Annotated in this window: 17 protein-coding genes; 6 read left to right on the top strand and 11 right to left on the bottom strand. The window is 40.1% G+C overall.

Features of this window, described 5'->3' with window-relative positions; all coding sequences use genetic code 11:
• Positions 1–29: 29 nt before the first annotated feature.
• From J4N24_RS16430 to J4N24_RS16405, 6 genes are all read right to left on the bottom strand, one after another.
• Positions 30–608, bottom strand: coding sequence for a hypothetical protein (locus J4N24_RS16430; RefSeq protein ID WP_207534795.1), 579 nt, complete (start codon positions 606–608; stop codon positions 30–32).
• Between the two features lie 165 nt (positions 609–773).
• Positions 774–1,829 (bottom strand): DUF695 domain-containing protein, encoded by a 1,056-nt coding sequence (locus J4N24_RS16425; protein WP_242691676.1) that lies wholly within the window; start codon positions 1,827–1,829, stop codon positions 774–776.
• Positions 1,830–2,045: 216 nt separating this feature from the next.
• The gene (locus tag J4N24_RS16420) at positions 2,046–3,311 is read right to left on the bottom strand and encodes an Hsp70 family protein (RefSeq protein WP_207534794.1); all 1,266 of its coding nucleotides are present in this window, start codon (positions 3,309–3,311) and stop codon (positions 2,046–2,048) included.
• A 123-nt stretch (positions 3,312–3,434) separates the two neighbouring features.
• Positions 3,435–6,305, bottom strand: coding sequence for an FAD-binding and (Fe-S)-binding domain-containing protein (locus J4N24_RS16415; protein WP_207534793.1), 2,871 nt, complete (start codon positions 6,303–6,305; stop codon positions 3,435–3,437).
• A gap of 69 nt (positions 6,306–6,374) precedes the next feature.
• On the bottom strand, positions 6,375–7,247 hold the full coding sequence (locus J4N24_RS16410; RefSeq protein ID WP_207534792.1) for a DUF1338 domain-containing protein: 873 nt from the start codon (positions 7,245–7,247) through the stop codon (positions 6,375–6,377).
• 367 nt (positions 7,248–7,614) lie between these two features.
• Complete coding sequence (locus J4N24_RS16405) at positions 7,615–8,349, bottom strand: hypothetical protein (protein ID WP_242691675.1); 735 nt, start codon at positions 8,347–8,349, stop codon at positions 7,615–7,617.
• A 310-nt stretch (positions 8,350–8,659) separates the two neighbouring features.
• On the opposite strand from J4N24_RS16405, the gene J4N24_RS16400 reads away from it, so the two are divergent.
• Together J4N24_RS16400 and J4N24_RS16395 are read left to right on the top strand one after the other, a co-directional pair.
• Positions 8,660–9,700, top strand: coding sequence for an aldo/keto reductase (locus tag J4N24_RS16400; RefSeq protein WP_207534791.1), 1,041 nt, complete (start codon positions 8,660–8,662; stop codon positions 9,698–9,700).
• Positions 9,701–9,877: 177 nt separating this feature from the next.
• Positions 9,878–10,270 carry a response regulator gene (locus J4N24_RS16395; RefSeq protein ID WP_207534790.1) on the top strand — a complete coding sequence of 131 codons (393 nt, stop codon included), beginning with the start codon at positions 9,878–9,880 and terminating at the stop codon, positions 10,268–10,270.
• Between the two features lie 3 nt (positions 10,271–10,273).
• On the opposite strand, the gene J4N24_RS16390 is transcribed toward J4N24_RS16395, so the two are convergent.
• From J4N24_RS16390 to J4N24_RS16375, 4 genes are all read right to left on the bottom strand, one after another.
• Complete coding sequence (locus tag J4N24_RS16390; protein ID WP_207534789.1) at positions 10,274–11,056, bottom strand: GDSL-type esterase/lipase family protein; 783 nt, start codon at positions 11,054–11,056, stop codon at positions 10,274–10,276.
• 366 nt (positions 11,057–11,422) lie between these two features.
• A complete protein-coding gene (locus J4N24_RS16385) occupies positions 11,423–12,301 on the bottom strand; it encodes a sugar phosphate isomerase/epimerase family protein (protein ID WP_207534788.1) in 879 nt (292 codons plus the stop codon).
• A gap of 35 nt (positions 12,302–12,336) precedes the next feature.
• A complete protein-coding gene (locus J4N24_RS16380) occupies positions 12,337–13,389 on the bottom strand; it encodes a sugar phosphate isomerase/epimerase family protein (protein ID WP_207534787.1) in 1,053 nt (350 codons plus the stop codon).
• Between the two features lie 4 nt (positions 13,390–13,393).
• Positions 13,394–14,545, bottom strand: coding sequence for a Gfo/Idh/MocA family protein (locus J4N24_RS16375; RefSeq protein WP_242691674.1), 1,152 nt, complete (start codon positions 14,543–14,545; stop codon positions 13,394–13,396).
• Positions 14,546–14,949: 404 nt separating this feature from the next.
• Between J4N24_RS16375 and J4N24_RS16370 the strand changes: the two genes are divergently transcribed.
• The 3 genes from J4N24_RS16370 to J4N24_RS16360 all read left to right on the top strand — a co-directional run bounded on the left by J4N24_RS16370 (position 14,950) and on the right by J4N24_RS16360 (position 17,484).
• The gene (locus J4N24_RS16370; RefSeq protein ID WP_207534786.1) at positions 14,950–15,843 is read left to right on the top strand and encodes a phosphodiester glycosidase family protein; all 894 of its coding nucleotides are present in this window, start codon (positions 14,950–14,952) and stop codon (positions 15,841–15,843) included.
• A gap of 137 nt (positions 15,844–15,980) precedes the next feature.
• Positions 15,981–16,604 carry an acyltransferase gene (locus J4N24_RS16365; protein ID WP_207534785.1) on the top strand — a complete coding sequence of 208 codons (624 nt, stop codon included), beginning with the start codon at positions 15,981–15,983 and terminating at the stop codon, positions 16,602–16,604.
• Positions 16,605–16,740: 136 nt separating this feature from the next.
• Positions 16,741–17,484: an MBL fold metallo-hydrolase gene (locus J4N24_RS16360; protein ID WP_207534784.1), complete on the top strand. Its 744-nt coding sequence runs from the start codon at positions 16,741–16,743 to the stop codon at positions 17,482–17,484.
• 941 nt (positions 17,485–18,425) lie between these two features.
• Here J4N24_RS16360 and J4N24_RS16355 read toward each other — a convergent pair.
• The gene (locus J4N24_RS16355; protein WP_207534783.1) at positions 18,426–20,231 is read right to left on the bottom strand and encodes an ATP-binding protein; all 1,806 of its coding nucleotides are present in this window, start codon (positions 20,229–20,231) and stop codon (positions 18,426–18,428) included.
• A 120-nt stretch (positions 20,232–20,351) separates the two neighbouring features.
• Between J4N24_RS16355 and J4N24_RS16350 the strand changes: the two genes are divergently transcribed.
• Positions 20,352–21,695 carry an SWIM zinc finger family protein gene (locus tag J4N24_RS16350; RefSeq protein WP_207534782.1) on the top strand — a complete coding sequence of 448 codons (1,344 nt, stop codon included), beginning with the start codon at positions 20,352–20,354 and terminating at the stop codon, positions 21,693–21,695.

Genomic DNA, 21,695 nt, shown 5'->3' with positions numbered 1-21,695 from the left:
ATAGATCTATCCATTCGTCCAGACTTTATTTAAGCGTAGTACTCGGTTCCTCCGTTTGTAAACAGTACCCGGTTTAACGCATCAAGAAGTAATCGAACGTTCTCATCGTTACTCTCTATCTCCAGGCCTCCTTCATAGTAGTGGTCTGTAAACTGGTCGTACATTTCTTTAGGAGGTTCAGAACCATGTGCCAGAATCCAAATTGCCTCATACAGGTTAATCAAATCGCCGAAAAGACCTTGTATCCAAACATCTAAATAATGCGCATGTGGTCCCCCCTGCTCTTCTACCGCTTCTGTTTCGTATACTCCTTCTGGTAAAACAAGTTCTTCATCTGATAATTGATTAATGTTAGCCAGGGTATTGCGCGTTTCTACCAGGATTTCAATCATCTCGATAATGCCCTTCAATGTAGGGTGATCGATGGCCTTCAGGTACTCCAGATCAATAGGAATCGCATCACCCTCCTTTATTGATTCCTTAAAATCCTGCCACTCCTCTTCCAAGCCTATATTAAACCCCATCTGAAAAAGATTAGAGATGGTGTTATCCAAATCCCAAAAAATAGATATTAGTTGTTCCCTGTAATTAAATGTATCCGAACTCATCCTAAGAATAGTTTAGGGGTTTTAGACGAAAGTAAATACAAATTAAGGAAATAACAAAATCAGACCTTAGTCAATAGATAAAGAGACTAAACCTGAGGAAGATTCGATATTAAATAGTCGGTAAGTAGAGATGTGGTTAAGCGTTAAGATTCAATTTTCATCATATTACATTACACGAAACCTGTCAAAAGCTTGCCAGTACTTGTCTTTGTAAATGGAGTATTTAATATCTAACTGATCACTGTACTTCTCAGTAAGGTGCTCCGCAACCTTTGAAGGTTTTCTAAAATCCTTACAAGCAAAGAAAACTTCTCTTTCTCCGTTACCTGTCTTTCTGCCAATGTTAAGGTAGCCGTCAAAATCCGGGAGAAAGTCCTCTGCCTCAGATTCGATTGAATCAAGAAGCTGATACAGCGCTTCATTAGGCAATCCATTATCTATGGTGCCATCATAAGTAAAACTTAGAGTAAAAATCCAGGGATGAGAAGCTTTACGATCCCAATCCAGCAGCGTCGAATTTATAATAAAATAAAGCGAGTTACCATCGGGTAGCTCAGCCCGCAGCTGGGTGTACTTATCGTCTTGAGTATTGTAACGCAAACCTTCATACTTCTCTACAAACTCATTCTCCCTCCAACGTAAATACTCATCAAGCTTTTCAAAAGGGATAGGTTCCTTTTCTGCCTGATCGGCTCCAATAATAGTAAGATTGTCGATAACTGTTACAGAACGTAATTCCCCTAAATAGTTGTCTAGAAAGATATAAATAGCGGTAGACAACTTATCCAGATTTTCTGGGCTCCCTTCCTTATAAACGATGGTTATATCGATCTCATCAGGAAAGTCAGGATGAAGATTAGGATAAAAGCTTAAAGAATCCTGGGAGACGGAAATATCATCTAAATTTATAGCCATTCCCTTTACATCCACTGGTGGTTTTGATGCAGTAAATTTCCAGTGAGCAATAAAAGGAGCCTCCTCTACCAGTTCCTCAACAAATACAATCCTTTCAATGGCCCCATCTGCAGTTAAAACAAGTTCTGCCGTTTCTTCGTCAAGCATTCCGGTGAGAAAATAGTATCCCTCTCCAAGCTCTGAAAGCTTCTGGGAAAGTGGATTAAAAAAACTATTTTCTATATCCTGTCCGGACTTGACCACCGTGTAGAAAGATTTTTCGTGCTGTTGGAACCATGTCCAGAAATCATAAGTATCTCTTGCCAATTTAAGTAGGAGTAATTCTGTTAAAAGGTTAATTCGTGTAATTTAAATATTCTTTTGAGAAATAATTAAATAAGTATTGTTTAAACAGTGATGACTGCAATTGTTTGCTGAGAATTGAACAAATGGATAATGATTAAGAATATATCTTACTCTGTTAATATTTCCTGGGGCAGTTACCAGACTCAAAAAGTATCGCCTAATGGGCAGGCAACCTATCTATTCTTCAAACAAATAACCACTATAAGCTAGTCCGTTAGCCACACTAATAAAGTTATCTCCAGAATTTATCCTGCTATCAGGAAATTTAGCCGCAAATAGATTTCTAATTGCCTTTACCATAGAGCTTCCTCCCGTAAGAAATAAGCTATCTATTGAACCGGGATCAATGTTTTTCTCCTTCAAAAACTTATCAAGGTAAACTGAAATCTTCTGGATGTCTTTTTTAATAACTTCATCATAGTCGTTAAGAGAGATCATTTCATCTATTTCAATCCCCATCGTTGAATATCTAAAAAGAGAAGTATCATTGTTAGACAGGCTAATTTTGGTTTGTTCTATTGACTGAAAGACCGAGTAGCCTAGATTGTTATCTATTAGGGTTAGGAGATTCTTGAATTTGGGATCATTGTTTGAATAGTGATAGTACTCCTCCATACTTCTTTTTATCCTGAGACTATTGAAAAAATTCATCTTATCCCAGGTGCAGATGTTATCGAACAAGGATATCGGTACTTTTAGAACCTTGCCGGGAGTTGCTTCATACATTGTATCTCTACCAAAGTATGGTGTTCCTTTATTCCACATAAAAGAAGAATCAAAACTATCTCCACCGATATAAATACCTCCACTGGCAATCATGTCCTTACTCCGGTCATTTGAGTAGGCCTGTTCCGGGTCGAGCTCAATGCAGGTAAAGTCTGTAGTTCCTCCTCCCAGATCGGCAACCAGTACCCTTTCTTTGCTTTGTAGTGTGCGTTCGTACGCGAAGGCTGCTCCAATCGGTTCATATTGGAAACGAACATTTGAAAAACCAGCCATCTCAACCGCTTTAGTTAGCCGCGTATGGGCCAGGGTATCCTTAGAGGCATTATCATCATCAAAAAATACAGGGCGACCAATAATAGCCTTTTCACAATTTACACCTGTAATTCCATCAGCTTTCGATTTAAGATCCTTAAGAATCAGCGAAACTAAGTCGGATGCGTTATACCTTCTGCCATTGATACGGGTTTCAATAAAACTGGAGCGAGACAGGATCTGCTTGATGGATTTAATAAACCGCCCCTTCATTCCCTCTTCCAAATATCCTGCGATTGCCTCTTCTCCTATTACATAATTATCATCCTCAGACGCAAGTCGCTCAGGAAAATAGATCAAAGAAGGCACTCTTATAGTTTCAACGAGCTCTTTCTTATCCTCATCATAAATGGATAAAACAGAGTTTGTAGTTCCGAAGTCTAAGCCGTAAAGAAAATTACTCATAATCAAGGGAGAATTGGCACACCAGGCCAAGTACAAAAAAGAAGGCGCAAATGTAGATCTTTTTGTGATGATTGCGGCAGTTAAAGAGGCGAATTACGCCGGCTTTTTTGGCGTTTTTATTCATCAAGATTGCTTTAACGCCTCAAAAAGTATTTCCACTGGATGTCGAGCAATCTTTCCCGTTCCATCTTTTATCTGGTGGCGGCAACTTGTTCCTGTTGCTGCAATTATTGTTTCTTCGTCAGATTGCCTTACCGCGGGGAATAATACTAATTCGCCGATCTGCATTGAAACTTCATAATGTTCTGCTTCATAGCCGAAGGAACCCGCCATGCCACAGCATCCGGAGGGGATTTCTTCAACAACATAGTTTTCTGGAAAAGACAATATAGTTTTGCTGGCTCCTGTTGCTAACCATGCCTTTTGCTGGCAATGCCCATGGAGTATAATCTTCTTTGAGTCGGCCTCAAACTGCTCCTTGCTGATATTTCCTTTCCGCATTTCATTGGCAAGGAATTCGTCTATCAGTAAAGCATGACGACTAATCATCTGGGCGTCTTTTAAGAGGTCTTCATCCACCAGATCAGGATATTCATCACGAAAAGTTAATATGGCAGATGGTTCGATTCCGATCAAAGGGGTTTGTTCTGAAATTAAGGTAGATAATAACCTTACGTTATCATTTGCCAAACGTTTAGCTTTCTGCAATAAACCCTTAGAAATCGCAGCCCGTCCGCTTTCTTTATGTTCTGGAATTCGAACTTCATATCCTAAAGCTTCCAAAAGTTGCACGGCTTTTACCCCAACCTGAACCTCATTATAATTAATAAATTCATCACAGAACAAATAAACAATACGGCCCTTAGGAGATGGATGAGTACGATGCCACTTTTTTAAAGATAAGGCCTCTAAAGCTGGCAGGGACCGTTTAGTCGAGAATCCAAGTAGTTTTTTGGTCAGGGATAGACTGGATATAGCATTAAACAGCGTTGCAAAGGGCTGGGCAAGCTTATTAAATGCTGCGATATTTCCAACTAGCAGGGAGCGCAGGGGGATACGGTGATTTTGATAGTATTGGTACAGGAACTCAGCTTTCAATTTGGCCATATCAACGCTGGATGGACATTCGGATTTGCATCCCTTACAGCTGATACACAGATCCATCACCTCTCTAATTTCTTCACTATCAAAGCGGTTCACCCTTGTAGAATGGGTAAGAATCTCCCTCAAAACGTTTGCCCTTGCACGAGTGGTATCTCTTTCATTTCGGGTAACCATGTAAGAAGGACACATGGTCCCTCCTGCCGATTCTAACTTACGACAGTCGCCAGAGCCATTGCATTGCTCTGCATGTTGCAGAATATTTTGCCCCTGAAAGCGAAAGATTGTTTTAAATTCCGGAACCTGAGCACCTGTAGTATAACGAAGATATTTATCCATGGGAGGTGTAGCAGTTATCTTTCCCGGATTAAAAATATTATCAGGGTCCCAGGCTTTCTTAATGTTGCAAAGCAATTGGTAATTTTCCTTCCCAATCATGTACGGAATAAACTCACCTCTTAGTCGCCCATCTCCATGTTCACCACTCAACGATCCCCTGTACTTCTTTACCAACTCGGCAACTTCTGCAGCAACTTTGCGGAATAACTGCAATCCCTCCTCCGTTTTTAAATTGATGATGGGACGCAGGTGTAATTCGCCTGATCCTGCATGAGCATAGTGTACAGAGAAAAGATCATGTTTTTTTAGCAGGTCATTGAATTCCCGGATATATTCCGGAAGGTCTTCTACCGCCACTGCCGTATCCTCAATAACAGCTACCGCCTTATCGTCGCCGGGTAAATTACTCAATAAGCCCAAACCTGCCTTCCGCAACTCCCATACCTTCTTCCGGTCGCCCCCAAAAACTACAGGGTAATGATACCCGAGTCCCGATTCCCGTAGTTCAACTTCCACGCTATCAGTTATAGCCAGAACAGCTTTCTGGTCTTCTGCCAGATACTCCACCGCCAGTATTGCCTTAGGATTCCCTCTTACAAAAAAACGGTTCTTTGACTGTTCCAGGTTCTCCCGTGTACAGTCCAATATGTAGTGATCTATAAGCTCACTCACCTGCGGCTTATATCGCAAAGCAATGATATTTGCCTTAAGTGCATCACTGATACTATCGAGATGTATACATAGTAAACCACTTTCTCCTTTTGGTAAAGGCTGGAGCCCAAGTTTTAGTTCAGTAAATAGGGCTAATGTGCCTTCACTACCGGCAAGCAGCTGACAAAAATTAAAATTTGATGTGCCTGCGGTAAATGGGTTTGTATTGAGCAGCAGATCTATGGCATAACCTGTATTTCGTCTGCTTACCTGTTGTTTCGGAAATTCTTCACGTATGCGTACCTGATTATCGTAGTTGCTAAGGATAGATCGGATATTACGGTACAAAGATGATTCAAAATTATCACCGTTACACTTCTCAATAAATGATTCAAATGGTAAGGACTCAAATACTGCTTCAGATTCGTCAGATAATATCGCTTTTGCCGATATTAAATGTTCCCGTGTACTTCCATATACCACTGAGTTTGCCCCACAGGAGTTATTCCCAACCATACCGCCGATCATTGCGCGGTTAGCCGTTGATGTTTCAGGAGCGAAAAAAAGGTCGAAGGTTTTTAAGTAGCGGTTTAGGTCGTCCCTAATAACACCAGGTTGTACACGCACCCAACGCTCCTCCGTGTTCAACTCAAGGATCTTTGTAAAATATTTAGAAATATCTACTACAACCCCATTGCCTACTACCTGGCCAGCAAGGGATGTGCCTGCCGTCCTTGGAATTAAAGAAGTTTTGTTTGCTTTAGCATAAGCAATAAGCTTTTTTAAATCGTCTACTGTTTTTGGAACAGCTACGGCTTTCGGTAGTTCACGATAAGCTGAGGCATCAGTTGCATAAAGGATTCTGGTTGCCTTATCAGTGTACCATTCGCCATCGAGATTCATGCTTTCAAATAGAGTTTTTCTTTTATCAAAAATAACGCATTTGTTAAATTGATCTACGGCATCTTAACACTATTTAATTTGAGAGGTATAAGTGCTTTCAAATATTTTGTCTGCATTAGAGGTCTCGAAGCCATCCCGGTAAAGATTTGTACCAGGAATAATGCTACGTTCAGCAAACTCTACATAGCTACCTGCAATTTCCCTTTGTTCACCTGATGCGAAAACAGCCTCCACCATATTCGCTACAGTGGCACTTTGCCTTAACAAACCATCAGCGCTGGTTTTAATCTTCCCACCCGCGTCATTTAGTCGGATTCCAATTCCCTCCACAAATAAATTAAACTTTTCCAATTTGTTATACCCGGCAGGCAGTGGATGTACACTAATGGTATAATGGTTCAAATAATAACGGTTGTATATCACCCAAGCTGCGTATTCACTTTCTATAAGGAGTGCTTCATAATCATCCCTTGTCGGCAGATCCCAGAGAGGCCTATGCAAAAACCCTGCTATTTCTTTGCCCGAATTTAGATTTAGCGAATCAACCGGATCAGTGTTAATGTGTCTCGTATACTTATGAATAATGGCTTGCGATAATTCCGACAACTCTCCGACTAAAAGCTCACTAAGAAAAACTCGGGGATAAACCGGAGATGGAGGTGAATACCACCAGGCGTTCAGCTTTTTCTCCTTAAAGTGATACTGCTCCATTCTTTTATAACCATGAAAGAGGAATATCTTTTCAAAAGACGTGATTCCGAGGTATGGTACACCAAGGGTTCGAAAAGCGACATGATCATTGATAATCTCTTGCTGAGAATTAATCACATTTTGATCAATAAGAGACCTGGTAATCATATCGACCGCAGGCACAGCTTTTCGATAGCGATTAAACAGATCGGTCAAAAAATAGCTAAGTGTGGAGTCATCGGTAAATTGCATAATATCAGGTTTATTATAAAAAACGAATTAGTTTGTAAAAGAGTTTGAATAACACCTGCTTATGCCAAGATATTTAATAGATAACCTAATACATTTAAATATACCCTGCAAAAACCTGCTAGCTAATAACGCCTGGAATATGGTAATTGTTGATTTAGCGCTTAACTTGTTCCTTGGAAAAACAAACAGAATGGCTTATAAAAAAAGAATGGCCGCATCATGGGGACGCAAGCCAACTAACCAATTATGAAACAATAACGGAGGAAATTGCTGCATATTGTTTAGCTGAAAAATTTTTTTATTCCTGAATTAGAATTGGTGTCGATATCTTGAGTATCTCTACAAACACTCATTCTCAAAACACTAATTACTCTTTAGAAATTACAGCACTTGCAACTGTTTGCCAATTAGCAGTAACCTCGTTATAGAAAGGCTCATCCCGACTGCCACCCTTCCAGATATAATAAGTCCTTTTGCCCCCAACAACATTACTTCCTGCCCCTGCCTGAAGTTGAGATGATGATATTCCTGCTAATACTTTATCCAGGTTGAAATTGAAAACAACCTTGTAACTGTCGGATGCGCTAATTGTAAAATCGTTAACAGACAAGTTTGCTTCGAAGGGCAGAGAGCTGGCAACCATTATACTATCAGTCCCTCCTATTTTATTTTCAAAAGTTCCCTTTAAATTGAATGCCAGTTCGGGGTAATTAGCCTTCTTCAAAAACAACTTCACCTTCACATCCTTATACGAACCAGCGGGTAAATTAAATATGCCGGTAAGAACATCTGCATTAAGAATGTTCAGGTTTTTTCCGACTAGTATGGTTGTATCGAGCGTATTATTGTTTTTGCCAACGAAGGATATCTTCTCTATAAATATAGATGCAGATGACCATTTAACATAAGAAGATGCCGGGGGCGTTTCTGAGGTTTTAATAACGGATCCACCAGGAGCTGTCCCTGATGCCTTAGCAAAATAGGAGACTTTTCCCTTTCCACCCGATACAGTAGCATCGACTTTGTCTTCTTTTGAGCAGGAAACGGTTAGTGCTACTAAGGCTAACGCAGTTAGTGATTGTTTTAAGGTTGAAAATGTCATGTTTTGTAATACTTAGGCTATCAATTAATTAGTGGTTGAATATAAAGAAAAAAACTTATTTATAATAGGAATGTGAGGTGACTATGTCACTTTTAAATCCTTCATACCTACTGAAATACTGAGTAAACGTCAGGGCGATTTTAAACATTGAGGGCATTAGAAGCGGTATTATATGTCTTGCAAGGGTGTGGAAGAGCACAAATGGTAAATGATCCGCCGAAGTACAATCAATTAAAACATTGTTAGTATTAAAGTTCTTATTGATTTTACTATTTCATTCAACCTTTTTCATAGACCCATATTCGACTTTATGGAATACAGACAATTAGGAAAATCAGGACTAAGAGTTCCTGTTCTAAGCTTCGGAACTGCCACGTTTGGTGGAGGAAACGATTTCTTCAAAGCCTGGGGAAGTACTCAGGTAGCGGAAGCAACGAGAATGGTCGGGCTTTGCCTTGATTCTGGTGTCAATCTCTTTGATACTGCCAATGTGTATTCCAGTGGAATGGCTGAAGAAATCCTCGGAAAGGCCTGCACAGGGAAAAGAAGTCAAATTCTAATATCAACAAAAGCTACATTTCCAATGGGTGAGACTGCAAATGATTTTGGGTCTTCCAGACTGCATTTGATAAAAGCCTGCGAGGAAAGTTTGAAAAGACTGAATACAGACTATATTGATATTTATCATATGCATGGCTTTGATGCCAATACCCCTATCGAAGAAACATTAAAAGCGCTGGAACATTTGGTAGAAAGCGGAAAGGTACGGTATATCGCCTGTTCGAACTTCTCAGGCTGGCATTTGATGAAATCCTTGTCGGTCTCCGAAAGGTATGGCTGGTCCAGGTACATCGCTCATCAAGTTTATTATTCACTGCTGAATAGGGACTTTGAGTGGGAATTAATGCCCTTAGGGATCGAAGAGGAAGTCGGAACTATTGTCTGGAGTCCTTTAGCTGCTGGTAAATTAACCGGAAAGTACCGCAGAAATGTACCCATCCCAGAGAATAGCCGGGTAGCCCAAGGCGGCAGTCCGGTAGTCAACACAGAAGCTGATGAACTTCGGCTCTATGATATCGTTGATACACTAGCTCAAGTTGCGGAAGAAACGGGTAAGAGTGTTACACAGGTTGCACTTAACTGGGTTCTTCAAAGACCAACAGTTTCTAACGTTATAATTGGTGCCCGGAATGAGGAACAACTGAAACAAAATTTGGAGGCCGTTGGTTGGAACCTTTCCGCTGAGCAAATAAAAAGGCTTGACCAGGTTAGTGAGGTGACACCGCCGTATCCATACTGGCATCAACGCCAATTCCCAATGCTTAATGCGGCGGCAAAGCTTTATAAATAGTAACGCAATTGTGCCTAGATCCAATACTCGGCTTGACAGAATGAGGGTCATTTAGTCACCTGATAAAGAGACCGGCCTTCGTAGTTTTTCAAAAAAAGACTGTAGTATCGAAAAAAGGGTGTGAAGTGAAGGCCCCCAAAGTTTATATTTGTAACATAAATATTATTTGCATTCTTGATGGGTAAGCGAATTCTCGCATTAGACGATGATCCTGATATTTTAGATATCTATTCTATGATTTTAACCGAGGAAGGTTATGAAGTTAAAACTTTGATTTCACCTGATAACCTTCTGGGAACTATCAATAGTTTTGATCCTGCTTTGATTTTGTTGGATATTCGGATCGGGAACTATAATGGATTAGATATTTGTAAAAATTTGAAAGCCGAGAGCAGTGCCCGGAATATTCCGATTGTTATGGTATCAGGTTTAGCCAGTCTTAAAGACGCCATTCCTAATTACGGTGCAGACGCCATTATCCATAAGCCTTTTGATATTGTTACGCTAATTGAAACTATCGATGATTTTCTTTCTGCGAAAGTAATTCCTATGTGGAAGGCTGATGAATAGTATTTATTTCAGAAGCCTTTTATAAATTGCTTTAGCCCAGAACTCGCCTAATTTAACAGCACCTTGCTTATTAGGATGCAGAAGAAATACACCATCAACACCTTGCTCGTGTTGAAAGTAGATTTCTGCATTTTTCTTAAAAAATTTAAATGCTTTCCCGTCTCCCATAAACACTTGACCCGGATGGGCGGTATGATAACTTTTAACCACCTCCCTGATAATCGGAAAATAACTTTGTAGCCGTGCAAGTCCTTCTGCTCCATATAGTGAACGATTATGGGTATTGGGGCTATACCATATGGGCTGCTGAAAAATAAGCTTACAACCAGGAAATTCTTTGAGCAACTGATCAGCAATAGCGTGCAAATTTTCCTCGTAATTTTTAGGAGATACGGGCGCACCTTTAGGTCCTTGCACTGCACTATCATTGGTACCAAGTATCATCGAGAAAACCAGCTGTGCGTCCTTATCTTTGAAACTAGAAGCAGCCGTAACCACTTTTTTAAAATCATAAGGCCCTCCCGGAAGAAAATCTACAGTGGTATGGCCGCTGAACCCCATATTTTTAAAGCTGACATCACCAACATTTCTCTTATTACGTAACCACTCCACTGCCCGGACAGGCGGAGCTTCCTTAGAAGGATCTTTTAATCCGCCGCCGTAAGTGATGCTATTGCCGATGAAAACTATATTTAAGTTTCTACCATCAAGCTTATTGTTTTGCGCCAGACTACTATTAAAAATGATAAAGACTTGTATTACTAAAAAGAGGGTTTTAATATTCATTACACCAAGTACTTGTATTCAAAGAGGATCTCAACGATAATGCTTTTTGATCCTTGAGATTACAAACATATCTATTTTAATACTCGCAATAAAACTCCCGTGATGGGCTAAAAAACCGACCTTGATTGGTAAAGCCTCTAAAATCCTTCTGAATAGAAACTTCCCCGTAATCGTCTTTGCAGCATGCTTAATTTGTTACCCATATTTGCTGAACTCATCTACCATTCCGATACCAAAACAAATGCAATTGAGCTTATGCAAGTAGCAATAGTTTGGTTTCCAACGGTGCAAAAGGCGCTCAGGATAACAAGGTTAGATCAACCAGTTATTTTTCCTGACCGGTCTGGAATATCATTGACAATCTCCTCAAATAGTTGCCAGGTTACTTAAAAAATACTGGCAACTTCGCTTTATACTTTCATAAGCATCTATGTCAAAGTTTTCTTGTTCCAGAATATAATGATCAATTCCCGCTAACCTCGCTTCAGTGAATATGTGTTTAAAATCTATACTTCCTGACCCAACTTCGGTATTGAGTTTTGGATTGTCTTTACTCATATCTTTTACGTGTACCATTTTAAATCTTCCAGGATATTGTCTGAACCACTTCAGCGGATCCTGTCCAGCACGGATCACCCAATAAAGATCCATCTCGAAGTCCACTAGTCCTGGTTTTGTCCCTTCTAATAGCGATTGATAAAGGAGTTTACCTCCAATTGTATTGAATTCGAAATCATGGTTGTGATAAGCCAGCTTTAGTCCTTTGTCGCGGATATAAATAGCCGCATTATTAATATTGGAAACCAGATCTTTTACATTCTCAGCAGTCTTTCGAAGATCTTCAGCAAGATAAGGGATGGTAATGTACCGATGTCCCATTAATTTAGCCACTGAAATAGTTTCATCCAAATCTTCAATCTTTCCGCTTTTTATATAACGCCCCAGATCATAATGCCCGCTGGGCGAACTAAGTCTATGTTGCTTAAGCAAGCCTTTCAGCTCCTGAGGCTGAAGTCCCCAGAAACCATTCTGTTTATTATAGCCAAATACTTCAACTTCTTTGAATCCAGCCTTCGCTACCTGTGAAATCACCTCCCTTACGTCACCCTTCAATAAATCTCTTAAGGTATATAACTGCAATCCTGCTGCTTTACTTTTTTTGGTAGATGCTATTAAAGCCGGACTAAGCGCCAGACCAAGGCCAGCTGCAATAGCTCCGGAAATAAATGTTCTTCTATTTATCATAGTTTATGTGGTGTTTAATAAAGTAATTTACATCTTCACTCAATTCCTAAAATCTTTTTATTGATCGAGCTGGTGCCGGAGGAGGCAAAACTATCAAAGGCATAATCTGTAACTCTGATAATATGATCCTTGATAAAGGTAGCTCCTTCCCTTGCTCCATCTTCCGGATGCTTAAGAGCACATTCCCATTCCAGAACGGCCCATCCTGGGAAGTTATACTGAGCCATTTTACTAAAGATAGCTGCGAAATCAACTTGCCCATCTCCAGGGGATCGGAAACGACCTGCGCGATCTTCCCAGTTTTGATAGCCACCATATACGCCCTGCCGACCGCTTGGATTAAACTCCGCATCCTTCACATGCATCATTTTTATTCGCTCGTGATAGATATCGATAAAATCGAGATAATTTAGGCATTGCAAAACAAAATGAGAGGGATCATACAAGAGATTAGCACGTTGGTGCTGCCCCACCCTTTCCAAGAACATCTCATAAGTAACACCATCGTGCAAATCTTCCCCCGGATGTATCTCATAACAAAGGTCAATTCCACATTCATCGTAATAATCCAGAATAGGATGCCAACGCTTACCGAGTTCCTGGAATGCTTCCTGAATTAATCCTGCCGGCCTTTGCGGCCAGGGATAAATAAAAGGCCAGGCTAAAGCTCCGCTAAAGGTAACACTAGCTTTTAAACCGAGATTTTGAGAAGCTTTTGCCGCATATTTAACTTGTTGAACAGCCCATTCCTGTCGTCCTTTAAAATCATTGTGAAACTTAGAAGGTGCGAATCCATTAAACAAGTCGTTATATACGGGATTAACTGCCACTAACTGACCTTGGGTATGGGTAGAGAGCTCAGAAATTTCCAGTCCCAACTCCTTTACAACGCCATTAATTTCGTCAGCATAAGTTTTACTTTCAGCTGCTAGTTGCAAATCAATAAAGCGAGGGTCGCTGGTAGGAATTTGAAGTGCTTTGAAACCCAACGAAGCAGCCCACTGGGCAATATTTTGCAGATTGTTAAAAGGAGGCTTATCACCAATAAATTGTGCTATAAATATAGCAGGTCCTTTAATTGTTAACATAGATTTATAAAATAAGTGGTGTCCATTTCTGATCAGATTTTCCGGAGGCAATAACGGTTTCAATAAAAGCCATACCTCTCAACCCCTCCCTTATCCCCGGGTAATCTGCGGCTTCCGGTGGGGCTTCGATTTCTCCCAGATCCGTCTTTAACGTCAAAGCGAAATTTCGGTAAAGATTAGCGAAAGCCTCTAGATAGCCTTCAGGGTGCCCGGCTGGAGTTCTGGTGTTATGGTTAGCAAGGCTTCCAGTATAGGAGCCACCTGTTCGCCATATTTCTGTTGGTTTATCCACTAGTCGTACTAATAGAGAATTAGCATCATCCTGCTGCCATTCAACACCTCCCTTTTCGCCATAAACACTCATTTGTATATTATTTTCAGCACCTGTTGCCACCTGCGTCGAAACCAGGACTCCGCTTGCACCGCTTGTCAGGCGAAGAAGTACAGCTCCATCATCGTCCAGTTGTCTCCCCTGTACTATAGTATTAATATCAGCGCAAACATGAGTAACTTCTAATCCCGATACATATTCTATAAGATTAAATGCATGGGTGCCAATATCACCCATTGCTCCAGCAATTCCGCTTTTGGCCGGATCTGTACGCCAGGAAGCTTGCTTATGATCACTTCCCTCCAGATAAGTGCTCAACCATCCTTGAAGGTATTGAACGTATACTTTACGTACTTTTCCAATATGTCCGGCTGAGATCAACTCCTTTGCTTGCTTTATCATGGGGTAACCTGTATAGGTATGGGTAAGACAAAGCTTAGTGCCGGCAGTATTAGAAATAGCTTCTAATTGCCTGGCTTCCTCAAGGGTTAAGGTCATGGGCTTATCTAGAATTACATGAAAACCATTCTCAAGGGCAAGTTTCGCAGGCTCAAAATGAACATTATTTGGAGTTACAATACTAATTACCTGAACTCGCTTTGCCGGAGAAAGAAGTTTTTCTTGGTTAATCATCTCTTGATAAGAAGAATAAATACGATCCTTTTCCAAGCCTAAAGTTTCTCCACTTAGCTGTGCCCTTTTTGCATCGCTGCTAAAGGCACCACATACTAATTCATATTCATCGTCTATTCGGGATGCAATGCGATGGACAGCACCTATAAAAGCACCTTGCCCTCCACCAATCATTCCAAGTCTTAGTTTCATATTGAATAATTTAGAGCTCTACAAATTGAAAACTATTTGATAACATTTTATCTTCTATGTGTTATGTTCCGATCCTGGTAAAATCAGTCGGATAAATGTTTCCCAGTGTAGTAACAGGTTAGTTAAATTTAAATAAGAGACAATGTATCCTGGTAGTACAAATAGGACAACATTAACGCTCTGAGTGATAAAAATAGGAACCAGATTGAGATTATCCAAAAGGGAGACTTCTTTTTTCCAACCTCCTGTCCGTTCAAGAAGTTATTTCTATGAAATTACTGGTTACTGAAAGGTAATGTAGTGCATTAAATCCTGACTGAGTTTCTGTAATTTCAAGACCGAAGCTACAATTTTTTAATAGTACAAGAGCGTTATCTTAACCTGATAATTCTATATTTGAAACCATGTCCTACCTTAACTCATTCTACTTCAGCGTTCGCATTCCTCTATTAATCAGCTTATTCACATTAGGCCTGGGCTATAAGTCTTATTCCCAAACCGATTCTTTAAGGGTTGTTAAAGCGAAATGGCTTACCAAAAGGGTTGCCCCCAAGATAAACCTGAAACAGTATTGGTTTAAAGACAGCTCCTTATTTCATTCTAATCAGTATATAAGTATACTTGAAGTGAGAAACATGAGAAAATATGCGGTGGATCTAGTTTACGAAGATACCCTGCTTAAAAAGGTGAGTGAATTTGGAAACGAGCATAAAGCAATAGCTGCAATAAACGCTGGCTTTTTTGATGTAAAACGAGGCGGATCTGTGGATTTTCTGCGGTCAAACGGGGAAGTAATTGATACGAATAAACGCTCAAAAGATGGCCTTCGCCCACCGCACCGTAAGGGCGCTATTATAATAAAAGACAAACAGCTCGATATTGCTAAATGGGACGGAACAAACGACTGGGAGAAGCATTTAGAAGGAGAAGATGTATTGGTTTCAGGACCTGTTGTGCTTCTAGACCGGAAAGTGCAGCAATTAGACACAGTATCTCACAATACCTATTGTCATCCCCGCTCTGCCCTCGCCCTGGATAAGAAGAATAGACTCTTATTTGTTGTTGTAGATGGCAGGGATAAAAATGCTATGGGTATGAGCTTAACGGAGCTTGGAAGATTTTTAAAATGGATGGGTTGCCGGAAAGCTATTAGTATGGACGGTGGTGGATCTTCTGCATTATGGATTAATGGTTTCCCAGAAAATGGAATTGTTAGTTACCCTTCTGATAATAAGGTCTGGGATCATGCAGGTGAAAGAAAAGTTGCCAATGCGGTGGTAATAAAACGAAAAAAGTAGAGGCATAAAAAGATCAGGCTTACACTGAAAAATTAATTTTGCAGAAAGATCTTTTCGGATCTTGCAAGATAATAGCTTTATTTTTTATTATTTTGTGCTTTATCTAACAACCGTTGCATAAAACATCTACCCCTACTATGAAAACACAAGCAAAAAGATTATTTATCTCCATAAGAAACAGATGGGGAATATCAAATACATTAAGAAAGAGCAAAGATAGTTCCCTTAATATTCAGGGTAATATTTTGCGTACCTCCATAAAAATTAAAGGTAATTCGAAGGTTATTATAGGTGCTGGTTGCCGGATTAGAAATGCCTCTATCGAAGTCAGAGGAAATAACAACCGGGTTGAGTTGGGAGAAGGAGTTTATTTTTCAGGAACAATTGAGTTATTTGGTGATGGAAATGCCATTAAGATTGGCAATAATACCCGTATTAACGGCGCAGATTTTATTGTTCATAACGGAACTAAGGTAGAAGTTGGTTCGAGGTGTTTGTTCTCCACAAAAATTGATGTAAGGACAACTGATAGCCATAGTATCTTCAATCCAGCTGGAGAACGTATTAACCTCGATAGGAATATCTACATTGGTGAACACGTGTGGATAGGGCGCATGGTTTCAATTTTAAAGGGTGCCCGCATTGGAGATGGGTCTGTTATTGGATCAATGTCTCTTGTTTCGGGCACCATTCCAAATGAAGTCATTGCTGCAGGAGTTCCGGCAAAGCCTATAAAAGATAACATCTCATGGAAGGAGTAGCTTACCCAAGTGAGTTTCTCATAACCTCGCCTGATTTTATTTATAAAGTCTGAGCAGTAAGCCTTTATAAAATTCAATAAGCTGAGCTGTTACAGAGAGATCCGGAATTACGTTAGGGGGAAAAGCATAATCTATAGTGTCACAAATATTTACTTTACAGCTCGAGTATATTGGTCCCGAAGGCAAACAATACATTTATCCTGGTTTGATTAAATGCGCTCAGGATCTTATTTTGATTGATTGTGGTTATCCCGGTTTTCTAACGAAGATTGAAAATGCTGTTCAAAAGACAGGTTTTTCGATGTCTGAAATTACTGCAATAGTGATTACTCATCATGACCTGGACCATGTGGGTTCATTGGCAAAGATCAGGTGCAGATATCCTGGAATTAAAGTATACTCCTCAGTCATAGAGGCTGCGTTTATCGAAGGTACAGAAAAAGCTCCGCGACTCTTACAAGCTGAAGAACTATATGACACGCTGGATGATGATCAGAAAAAGTATGCGCTGGAGTTTCAGAAAACCTTGGAGAGTATTGATACTGCGAAAGTTGACGAATACCTATCTGAAGGTAAAAGTCCATGGCCCGATCTCCTAATCATTGAAACGCCGGGGCACACCCCTGGTCATCTATCTCTTTTTCATATTCCTAGTAATACACTTATTGCAGGAGATGCTGTAGTAATTGGAGATGGAGAACCAGAAATTGCCAATCCAGAATTTACCCTTAACCTAGCTGCCGCACTACAATCTGTAGAAAAATTGGTGAAGATTGGAGCAGAACGCATCCTCTGCTATCATGGTGGAGAAGTAAATGAGGGTGTTGGTGATAAATTAAAAGCATTGCTCCGAAAATATGATCAGTTGAAGTGCAAGTAATTCATCAGTATTCATGACAGTATTCCTTTCGACTCATGCATAATTTCTCAAGGTACTGTGATGATTGCAAAGCCAAAATATCACAGCTAATAATTTACCTCATGAAAAGAAAACAAGGAGACTTGAAGCGTAATAAAACAGAGAGTTAGAATTCACTTACCAAATGTTATATTATTTTTATAGGGTTTTGTAGGGTCGAGCTTTCAATCTAACAAAAGCCTTATCATGAGGACCAGACTGCTTAACCAATTAATACACAAATGTAAAATAGCAGTATTAAGCCTTTATTACCAGGTCATTAAATCGTTATAAAGCTTATTGTAATTACTGGGGTTTCTAATAAGGTTAAAAAAAGAGCTATCTGGGAATAGACTGTAGAAACTGTAATAAAATAACAAAGACTAATAGGTCATTCTATGGATCTTAATAAACGAAAAAAGGTTGGTCCTATCCTAATAGAACCAACCTTTATATCAACCTCACAAACCCTAAACTATTCTACACTAATCTCTTACACATTATGTTGGAGTTTACGTGTATGATCTAGATAAGTTTCATAATTGCGATTTTTATCTCTAATGTCGGTGGAAATATTTTAATAAATATTGATTGTAAAGCAAACAGCATTTTTCAATTCATATATTTCCTTTATTTTCAATAAGCAGATACGGGAGGACTTTCCCTCGATAGTCGGAACCAAATAACCTCTGTGCTTCTGATGTAACCAACTTAATGAAAGCAGGCCATTGTTGGGGATGAATGGTTTGGCAACCGAGGCTTGAAGTTCCATTTAAACTACCTCTGTGAATATTGATCCCAAAATGCCCTGAATCCGAATAAGGAGGATTTCCATCACGGGTCACAGTTAAAAAACAGGAGCTTCTTCAGTTGCTGAAGCTATCACCCTGTCATTGGTAAAGTAGGTGCTTTTAAAATTCTTTCTATACATCGACTTCCTGTTCTAAAAGCCAGCTTACAGCCTCTTCCTGCCTGTCAAAAAGCTTGATTAAAATATTCGACTTATTCATATCATAAGACCTCATCGCCGCCATATTACTAAACCTGTCTTTAGACATCACCCAGGCAAAGAAACTCACTCCAACTTCGGCCATTGCAGGGAACCAAACTTTACCCCCATGATCAGAAGTATCACTCCAATTTCCGATAACTTCCGAGTTGTCATTATATACCCGGGTTGCTTTTGTTTTTCGTACGAACTCCAAAATCTTTAAGCCTGATTCATTGACGGTTTCTTTTGTCTGAATACCGATCCATTTAACTTCAAGATAATTCTCCTTGCTGTGATAGTGAATAGAGATGGAACTGTTATGATAGAACGTTGCATGATCAGTAACAGCAAGTTCTTTTGAATATCCTTGCAGCGGTACAATGAAGAAAAAGGTTGAGCCCTCTCCCTGTTTGCTTTCCACCCAAAAGTTTCCCTTATGATTTTTTAAAATATCGGAAGCAATAAAGAGCCCGAGTCCCAATCCCTGGAACCGCATCGATGAGGCATCTACCCTGTAGAAACGGTCGAAGATGTGCTTGAGGTGTTCCTCCGATATGCCAATTCCAAAATCTTGTACCGATACGATTGCCTTGCCCTCTTTGAGCTCTTGCTTGATAACAATAGAACGGCTTTCAGGAGAATATTTGATGGCATTATCAATAAGATTTGTAATAACCTGTTCAAGCCTGAAGCGGTCCCCATTGATAATCGCAAGTGGCACTGTTTCTAAAGTGAAAGTATGACCGGGATAGGTTAGGATAAAGGATTGTACAACCTCCTGGATAAGGGAGCTAAGATTGAAGAGCTGGAACTCATAGCTGAGTCTCCCGGTATTGATCTTGGAAATATCCAGTAGGTCATTCACCAAACGCCCGAGGCGTTTAATATTTACTTCAGATCGTCCAAGGAGGGCTTCTGCCTTTTCAGGATTTGTCCGTATAGCAGATTTTGCCAATGTTGTAAAACCCTTGATATTGGTGATCGGCGTTTTAAGTTCATGACTTGCCATACCAATGAACTCATCCTTTTGTGTTTCAAGCTGAATTCGCGATGTTACATCTTTGATGTGAGAAACGATTGCATTAATTCCGGGGCGTTCCAGGTAGTTATAAACATCTCCTTCCAGCCATTTAAGGCCCCCGTTCTTGCAACGAAATAAAGACTTGACGGTCTGCCGCTCATTCGGCTTTGCCATTACTGATTCTATCTTCTCTTTAAACATCTCAAGATGTTCGGGTTCTACAAGACGGTCAAAAGTTAGCTCCATGTATTCTTCAGGAGTGTAGCCTGTTATTTCTGTTACTTTTGGACTTACGTAAATTGCTTTTCCATTTTCATTCCGAAGGACAAGCAGGTCACATGCTTCTTCAAGAAGCAGCTTCACTTTAGATTCTGCAGCCCGGCTTTTCCTCAAAGCTTCTTGCAACGCATATCCCATAAGTGCCACCAGGACATTCTGTAGCGTAAAGATCAGAAGGTGTACATAAAGTCGAGGTTGAATGTAAAAACTGCCAATGGGTTCCAGAAATAAGTAAACTACCAGTAGCAAACAAATGAAATTGGTCAGCAGACCAATCCGCCAACCAGAGTACCATGTAGCCCCTATCACAACTCCGCTATAGAGAAGAAAAGGTGTTCTGTTTCCGAGGATTCCTGTAAAGCTATATTTAGCCAGCGTTGCCAGCAAAATTAAGGCTATGGGAAAAAGGTATTTGGCTGTTTGCTGAAATTGCCTCATAAAGCGACGAAAGTTACAAATTTGCTCGCTTTTCAGAAGTAAAAATTTAGTGGATAACCATTTGTTCCTGATTTTCACATTTCCCCAATTATAGTTATGTTAGCTTTAAGAAAATGACTGATGACAGAAACCTTAACTTATCAATACCACTCACCCTCAATTATTACCAAAAGTCATAATGAGGCAGGCCTTTTCTTATCAAATTATAGTGAAATTCAGAAGAAAGATAACCCCTGCTTTTTCTTTGGGAACCTTAGAGATCCTTATATCACTGCACAGGCGCTAATTACACTATCAAACGTTGTTCAATCAAGTTTCAACCTCTCTCCTTTCCAGCTGGCTCTTTTAAAAGATCCGATAGTAACATCCGGAAATGAGAAAATACGATTTGAAGGTTTCTCTCACTGCGCGGGCGTATATGCACGTGTAGATATTCTAGAATCAGGGCTTGATGGAGAATTTCCAGAGCCGGGTACAACCAATGTTGATTTCAACCAGCCAATGATCTCGTCATTAAGCTCTATAGAAAGAAATGAGAAAGTAGTCCTTTCTGTTGGAGCAAAGGAACTGGACCTAATCCGCGATGCGAAGATTACGAGGGAACGAAAAGTACCTCTCCCAGTGAAGTGGATAAAAGCACTCACATCAGTTCAAACTTTTCTTGCAGATTCAGAATACCAACATGGCTTTAATAAAATTCAGTCTATCCAGCTTTTCAAAACACTTCCTCCAGGAAAGCCAAAGTCCGACTACTATCTTATCTCAAGAGCAGGAAAGGCTTCATTTTCCCCTGTTAAGTCGGGAAATGCAATATGTATTGGAGGAGTTCACCGTCTTCGTCTTTTAGAGCCATTACTTCCATTTATAGATCAATTAAAGGTATTTGCGCACCCAAATATGCAATCAACAAGTTGGCAGTTGTATTTTGGTTCGCTACGTTTTAGTTTAACCCTTTCACGTGACCCCTGGCGGGGATTTTCCGGTGAAGGTGCTGCGCTTGATTCTCTTTTGGAAGACATTCCCGATTCCTGGTTAAGTGCAACACATAAATTTTGCTACGCGAATCAGCAATTTAATTCTACGCTTTTTGCAGTTAACGAAGGTATACATATCTCTTTAGTAAATCAGCTTACTACAAGGCTTTCAGCAATGGGCCTACTGGGGTTTGACCTTGATGAGAACTCTTTCTTCTACCGGCGCCTACCCTTCAAAACTGAACGGATCCTTAATTTGAATCCTCGTTTAAAAGACGCAGAAAAACTACTTGCCGAAGGAAACGTCAGAATACAGCAAAGAGAAACAGATAAGGTAGAAGCAAGGGTAAAAGGATCTGGTGTGGATCATGTTGTTGTAATTAATAACGGCAAAGAGCGCTGCACTTGCACCTGGTTCAGCCGCAATCAGGGAGAGCGTGGAAGTTGTAAACATATTTTGGCAGTAAAAAAGAAAATTTCAGAATTGTAG

Origin of the sequence: Desertivirga arenae (genome assembly GCF_017355785.1) — a bacterium.
GTDB classification, from domain to species: Bacteria; Bacteroidota; Bacteroidia; order Sphingobacteriales; family Sphingobacteriaceae; genus Desertivirga; species Desertivirga arenae.
The sequence above is the reverse complement of the archived record's forward strand: the minus strand, read 5'-3'. Positions and strand labels throughout refer to the sequence as shown.

Coding starts and splice junctions, on each gene's coding strand:
- J4N24_RS16430 (WP_207534795.1), bottom strand. CDS start 608: ATGAGTTCGGATACATTTAATTACAGGGAACAACTAATATCTATTTTT.
- J4N24_RS16420 (WP_207534794.1), bottom strand. CDS start 3,311: ATGAGTAATTTTCTTTACGGCTTAGACTTCGGAACTACAAACTCTGTT.
- J4N24_RS16415 (WP_207534793.1), bottom strand. CDS start 6,305: ATGAATCTCGATGGCGAATGGTACACTGATAAGGCAACCAGAATCCTT.
- J4N24_RS16410 (WP_207534792.1), bottom strand. CDS start 7,247: ATGCAATTTACCGATGACTCCACACTTAGCTATTTTTTGACCGATCTG.
- J4N24_RS16405 (WP_242691675.1), bottom strand. CDS start 8,349: ATGACATTTTCAACCTTAAAACAATCACTAACTGCGTTAGCCTTAGTA.
- J4N24_RS16400 (WP_207534791.1), top strand. CDS start 8,660: ATGGAATACAGACAATTAGGAAAATCAGGACTAAGAGTTCCTGTTCTA.
- J4N24_RS16395 (WP_207534790.1), top strand. CDS start 9,878: ATGGGTAAGCGAATTCTCGCATTAGACGATGATCCTGATATTTTAGAT.
- J4N24_RS16390 (WP_207534789.1), bottom strand. CDS start 11,056: ATGAATATTAAAACCCTCTTTTTAGTAATACAAGTCTTTATCATTTTT.
- J4N24_RS16385 (WP_207534788.1), bottom strand. CDS start 12,301: ATGATAAATAGAAGAACATTTATTTCCGGAGCTATTGCAGCTGGCCTT.
- J4N24_RS16380 (WP_207534787.1), bottom strand. CDS start 13,389: ATGTTAACAATTAAAGGACCTGCTATATTTATAGCACAATTTATTGGT.
- J4N24_RS16375 (WP_242691674.1), bottom strand. CDS start 14,545: ATGAAACTAAGACTTGGAATGATTGGTGGAGGGCAAGGTGCTTTTATA.
- J4N24_RS16370 (WP_207534786.1), top strand. CDS start 14,950: ATGTCCTACCTTAACTCATTCTACTTCAGCGTTCGCATTCCTCTATTA.
- J4N24_RS16365 (WP_207534785.1), top strand. CDS start 15,981: ATGAAAACACAAGCAAAAAGATTATTTATCTCCATAAGAAACAGATGG.
- J4N24_RS16355 (WP_207534783.1), bottom strand. CDS start 20,231: ATGAGGCAATTTCAGCAAACAGCCAAATACCTTTTTCCCATAGCCTTA.
- J4N24_RS16350 (WP_207534782.1), top strand. CDS start 20,352: ATGACAGAAACCTTAACTTATCAATACCACTCACCCTCAATTATTACC.